At 67.1% G+C, this 5,226-nt stretch carries 6 protein-coding genes; 1 reads left to right on the plus strand and 5 read right to left on the minus strand.

Features of this window, described 5'->3' with window-relative positions; all coding sequences use genetic code 11:
• From KJ554_07955 to glnA, 5 genes are all read right to left on the minus strand, one after another.
• Positions 1–520 (minus strand): hypothetical protein (locus KJ554_07955; GenBank protein ID MBU0742262.1); only part of this gene is annotated, 520 nt, incomplete at its 3' end.
• A complete protein-coding gene (locus tag KJ554_07960; GenBank protein ID MBU0742263.1) occupies positions 517–1,776 on the minus strand; it encodes a glycosyltransferase in 1,260 nt (419 codons plus the stop codon). The genes KJ554_07955 and KJ554_07960, both read right to left, overlap by 4 nt.
• Positions 1,764–2,537 carry a hypothetical protein gene (locus tag KJ554_07965; protein ID MBU0742264.1) on the minus strand — a complete coding sequence of 258 codons (774 nt, stop codon included), beginning with the start codon at positions 2,535–2,537 and terminating at the stop codon, positions 1,764–1,766. Before KJ554_07965 ends, KJ554_07960 begins: the two co-directional genes overlap by 13 nt.
• Before the next feature lie 75 nt (positions 2,538–2,612).
• Positions 2,613–3,023, minus strand: coding sequence for a secondary thiamine-phosphate synthase enzyme YjbQ (locus KJ554_07970; GenBank protein MBU0742265.1), 411 nt, complete (start codon positions 3,021–3,023; stop codon positions 2,613–2,615).
• Positions 3,024–3,116: 93 nt separating this feature from the next.
• Positions 3,117–4,493 (minus strand): type I glutamate--ammonia ligase, encoded by a 1,377-nt coding sequence (glnA, locus tag KJ554_07975; protein ID MBU0742266.1) that lies wholly within the window; start codon positions 4,491–4,493, stop codon positions 3,117–3,119.
• A gap of 161 nt (positions 4,494–4,654) precedes the next feature.
• Here glnA and KJ554_07980 point away from each other — a divergent pair.
• Positions 4,655–5,226, plus strand: a 572-nt coding sequence (locus tag KJ554_07980) for a (2Fe-2S)-binding protein (protein MBU0742267.1), incomplete at its 3' end; no start/stop codon positions are given.

Raw genomic sequence — 5,226 nt, forward strand, 5'->3', positions numbered from 1 at the left:
ACAGCTCGCGCTCGCAGGCGGCGCCGGCGCCGACGGCGAGCTCTCCTCGCGCCACCAGGACCGCGGCCTGCCCGGCCCCGGCGGGAATCTCGAAATCGTCGCGCACCTCGACGGTCTCGGCCTTGGACAACACGACTTCGTGGCTGCCGGGCGCGACGCCGTCGACGTCAAGGGCGCCCGCGAGCAGGCCGCGGGCCGAGCGGCCGAAGAAGCGGGGATCCTTGGTGTACCCGGTATTCACGGACAGAGGATAGCGGTCGCGTGGCCAGTAGACCTCGATCAATCCCGGCACGAAGGGCAGCAGGATCAACAGGGCGAAGGTCAGCAACAGGAGCGTCGCCGCGCCCGGCCGCGAAGCATCGGCATAGGGCGGAATCTCTTGCAGGGACGGATCCGGCGTCAGCGGCCCCGTCGCGTCGACGTCGTCGCCGGGTTGCGCATGGGCGATGCCCCACGGCCCGAGTACCATCAGGGCCAACGCCATCAGCAGCGGCAGGACATGCGTCCGGCGCCCGCTCACGCCCTCTCCTCCCGCCGGAACCGGCTGGTCTTCTCCCATTCGGCGCGCCGCCGCAGGAAGCGGTCGGCCACGGCCTGGAAGAAGCCCGCCGTGATCGTCCAGATGTTCAGCAGGAAGTAGAACATCAGGAAAGGCAACAGGCGGATGCGATGCGTGACGCCGTCCAGGAGACTGGCCGTGGCGATCTGGTAGAAGGGGGCGAAGTTGCCGAAGGCGCTGTAGGTCGCCACGAAGAGGAAGACGAGCACGCTGTCCAGGATCTGCATCTCGCCCATGAAGAACAGGATCACCGAATCGATGATGCCGGTGAACAGGAAGACCGGCAGCAGGTAGATCAGCAGCAGCAGCAGGCCGTCGAGCTTCTCGGCGCGGGTCAGGAACCGGGAGCGGATCACGGACCCGATATGCTTGAACATGGTGTAGTTGTGCCCGCGGGACCAGCGGCGGATCTGGCGCGACCGCACGAGCCAGGTTTCGGGCACCTCTTCGTAGCATTCCACCTTGTTGGCATAGGCGACCTTCCAGCCGCCGATGTAGAGACGGTAGGTCAGATCGGTATCCTCGGCCAGGACCCGCGGGTCGAAGCCGCCGAAGCTCAGGGCCAGGTCGCGGCGGAAACCGCCCACGGTGCCCCCGTACTGCGGCATCAGATGCAGGTTGTGGCGCGCCTGCTGGTCGACCTGGTAGCCGCCGCTGCGCTCGAGGTCCAGCAGCCTGGTCAGGAGGTTGGAGCGGGTGTTCACGGGCACGACGCGGCCCATCACGGCACCCACCTCGGGATCCTTGAAAGAGATGCTCAGATCCCGCAGACAGCCCCGGCCGGGCAGGTAATCGGCGTCGAAGACGATGATGATCTCGCCGGCGGCGACCAGCAGGGCGTCGTTCAGGGCCGCCGGCTTGCCCCGCAGGCCCTCGTGCCTGTGCAGGGGCCTGATCACCGCGTGCGCGGCGGCCAGCTCGTCCAGGATCTCGCCGGTGCCGTCGTCCGAGTGGTCGTCGATGGGGATGATCTCCAGCAGCCCGCGCGGGTACTCGCAGCGCAGGATGGTCTCGAGGGACTGCCGCGCGACCCGCTCCTCGTTGTGCATGGGCACCAGCACGGAGATCCGCGGCAGATCGTCGTCGACGATGTCGTGGTAGCTGAGGCGCTGGTTTCCGGTCAGACGGTTGACGGTGAACAGGTAGTGGCGCACGGCGTAGACCGCCATGATCAGCACGACCAGGACCACGTACAGCTTGAGGATCAGAACGACCATCGCCAGATCTCCGGTTTGTTCCCCAGGCGCAGGGCTACGATGTTCACGTAGATGGCGTAGATGGCCACCAGATAGACGAAATCGATCAGGGGCCCCAGGGCGAAGAACATCGCCGCCATGTGCAGGACCGTGATCGCGTTCAGCAGGTACAGGAACGCGGCGTAGCGCACGGCGCCGAAGACCGCGGCGTAGCAGACCGTCAACAGGATGACCAGGAACTTCTCCGGCGTCCTCGCGGGGATCGGCGCGAGGACCACCCCCATCACGACCGGCAACAGCAGCCACATGCCGAACTGCGTGCCCATGTACAGCAGCGAGAAGTCGAGCACATCGTAGGGGAACAGGTGCGGCGCGACGACGAAGAACGCCGCGGACGCCGTGTTCAACAGGGCCAGGAACACGATGTAGACGCTGATGGCCTTGGGCACGCGACGCAGCCGCGGCAGCAGCACGACCAGCAGGACGCTGATCACGAACGCCGCCAGGGCGAAGCGGCGCGAGGGGAAGACGCCGTCGGCGTCGAGCACGGGCATGTGCGTGACCCAGGTGGGCAAGAACGTCCAGGTCGTCACGGTGGCGGGTATGCCGCACCAGGCCAGGATCCTCGCGACGACACCCACGAAGCGCCCCAGGATCGGTTCGTGCCAGTACGCGATGCACGCGTCCAGCCCGGCCACGAGCAGGAACAGCAAGGCGGCAGATCCGCGTCGGATGGGGGCGAGCTTCTTGTAGGCTCGATGGTAGTGGATACGATCCTTCATGGTTCCGATCTGGGATAACGGGCGTCGCGACCGGGATGGAACCGGGAGATCGTACCACCAGACGGCCCCCGCTGGCTAGCCGTCACGGCCATCGGCCTGCAGGGCGCTCACGCGGACCCTGCGGCGTCGCGGTCCATCGAACTCGCAGAACCAGATGGTCTGCCAGGTGCCCAGCGCCAGACGGCCAGAGACGACCGGCACGACCTGATCGCAGCCGAAGAGGCTGGATTTGACGTGCGCCGCGGCGTTGCCCTCTGCGTGCCGGTAATCCGCCGTCCAGGGGACCATGCGGTCCAGGGCGTCGGCCAGGTCGCGCACCACGTCCGGATCGGCCCCCTCGTTGACGGTCACCGCGGCGGTGGTGTGCGGCACCCACACCAGCAGCGCGCCGTCGGCCATGCCCAGATCCGAAGCGGAAGCCTGGACCCGGGCCGTGATGTCCACGAAATCCGTCCGTCCCCCGGTCTTCACCTCGAACTCGATCATGACCATCCTTGCCGGCGGGGAACACTGCATCCCACCTCTCCGCCCGTTGCGCAGCCGGGCGGAGAGGTGGGATGCAGTATCCCCCACCTACGCCTACAAGTCAAAGTACATCGTGAACTCGTAGGGATGCGGGCGGCGGTTGATGGCCTGGATCTCGTCCCGCTTGATCTCGAGCCAGCGCCTGATCAGAACCTGGGGAAAGACCCCGTTGCGCAGCAAGAATTCGTGGTCCAGCTCCAGGGCGTCCAGGGCGTCGTCCAGCGAGCGGGGCAGGAACTGCACCTCGCCGCGGGCGTCCGCCGAGGGCGCGTCCTCGGGATGATAGTCCTCGGCCTCGGGGTCGATCTTGTTGACGATGCCGTCGATGCCCGCCATCAGGACCGCCGACGCCGCCAGATAGGGATTGCAGGTGAAGTCCGGCGGCCGGTATTCGATGCGCCGGTGGGCGGGATCCGCGACATAGCTGGGGATGCGGATGGCCGCGCCGCGGTTGCTGCGCCCGTAGGTGATGGCCGTGGGGGCCTCGAAACCCGGCACCAGGCGCTTGAAGGAGTTGGTGCTGGGATTTGTCAGGGCGCAGAGGGCGGGGCTGTGCTTCAGCACGCCGCCGATGTAGTGCAGCGCGGTCCGGCTCAGTCCCGCGTAGCCCTCGGGGTCCTCGAAGAGGTTGCCGCCGTCGCGTCCGAGCAGGAGCTGGTGCAGGTGCCAGCCGCTGCCGGCGTTGTCCAGGAGCGGCTTGGGCATGAAGGTCACCTTCAGGCCGTGCCTGTCGGCCAGGTTGAACAGGATGTACTTGGTGAGCACGGCGTTGTCGGTCATGGTCGGCAGGTCCGTGAACCAGCCCTCTATCTCCTGCTGCGCCTTGTCGCCCACCTCGTGGTGGTGATAGCGCACCTCGATGTTGAAATCGCGCATCAGGGCGCAGGCCTCGTCGCGGAAGTCGTCGTACTGGTCGTGCGGGTTGCAGGCGTGGTAGGCGTTCTGGAAGAACTGCTCTTTGCTGGTCATGACGTAGCTGGATCGCGTGACGTCCGACTCGTACTGGGTGTCCTCGAAGATGTGGAACTCGTACTCGGGGATCCAGCGCGAGGACTCCGCGATGCCCAGGTCGCGCAGGGCCTGCTCGGCGCGACGGACGATCGTGCGCCCGTCCTGGGCGAAGGGCGTGCGCTCGGCGTCCACGTGCTTGACCTCGGCGAACATGGTCAGCGCGGGCCGGTCGCGGAACGGGTCGGGGTGGGCCGTGGACAGGTCCGGTATGAGCACCATGTCGCTGTTCTCGACCTTCAGGAAGCCGTAGCTGGAACCGTCGAAGCCGATACCCTCCCGCATGGTTTCCTGGGTGAAGCGCTCGAAGGGAAAGGAGATGTGGTGCAGTCGGCCGACGAGGTCGAGCACCTTGAGGTCTATGAACTCCACGCTGCGCGCGATGGCATCGTTGCGCACCGCGGCAAAGGTTTCGCTGGACATGTCCGTTCCCCTTGGCTCCCAGGTGATGTTGAACCCGCGTCGTCAAATATGTCAATCATCCTGCTAGGGCGAAAGGGAAGAAAACGGGGTACCATGGCGGGGCCGGATCCGCCCGGCGATCCGGCCCCCGCTCGCCACGACGTGGATTCCGGCTCCGGAGGATGACGTCCTTGTCAGACGAAACGGTCACCATCTTCTTCGAGGGCAAGCCCCTGCCCTGTCGCGCCGGCCTGAGCGTGGGCGCGGCCCTGTGGGAGCACGGGATCAAGGTCCTCTCGCACAGCCACAAGTTCGGCCGGCCGCGCGGTCTCGTCTGCGCCCGCGGCCAGTGCATGAGCTGCCTGATGCGGATCGACGGGGAACCCAACGTCCGTTCCTGCCAGACGCCGGTGCGCCAAGGACAGGTCGTCAACCGCCAGGACGCCGGCTCCTGCTTCGCCCCCGCCATGCACAAGGCTCTCGACGCCGGCGGCCACCTCCTGCCGGTCGGCTTCCATTTCAAGTGGTTCACCAGACCCGCGTTTCTGCGGCGCGCCTTCCTGGATGGTTTGAGGCCCGTGACCGGGGTCGGCAAGCTGCCCGACCGGGCGGTCTGGTCTGCCGCCCGCGGTGGACCGCCGGCGCACGACCACGGTGTCCTCGAGACCGTGGTGATCGGCGCCGGCGCGGCCGGCATGCGCGCCGCCCTGGCGGCCCCGGGGCGCACGCTCCTGCTCGACGACCTCCCCGCCTG

The sequence above is a fragment of the bacterium genome (assembly GCA_018814885.1).
In the GTDB taxonomy this organism is placed as follows: Bacteria; Krumholzibacteriota; Krumholzibacteriia; order LZORAL124-64-63; family LZORAL124-64-63; genus JAHIYU01.

What these genes read in the sequence shown, in the direction of transcription:
- KJ554_07960 (MBU0742263.1), bottom strand. Translation starts at nt 1,776, where the DNA reads ATGGTCGTTCTGATCCTCAAGCTGTACGTGGTCCTGGTCGTGCTGATC.
- KJ554_07965 (MBU0742264.1), bottom strand. Translation starts at nt 2,537, where the DNA reads ATGAAGGATCGTATCCACTACCATCGAGCCTACAAGAAGCTCGCCCCC.
- KJ554_07970 (MBU0742265.1), bottom strand. Translation starts at nt 3,023, where the DNA reads ATGATCGAGTTCGAGGTGAAGACCGGGGGACGGACGGATTTCGTGGAC.
- glnA (MBU0742266.1), bottom strand. Translation starts at nt 4,493, where the DNA reads ATGTCCAGCGAAACCTTTGCCGCGGTGCGCAACGATGCCATCGCGCGC.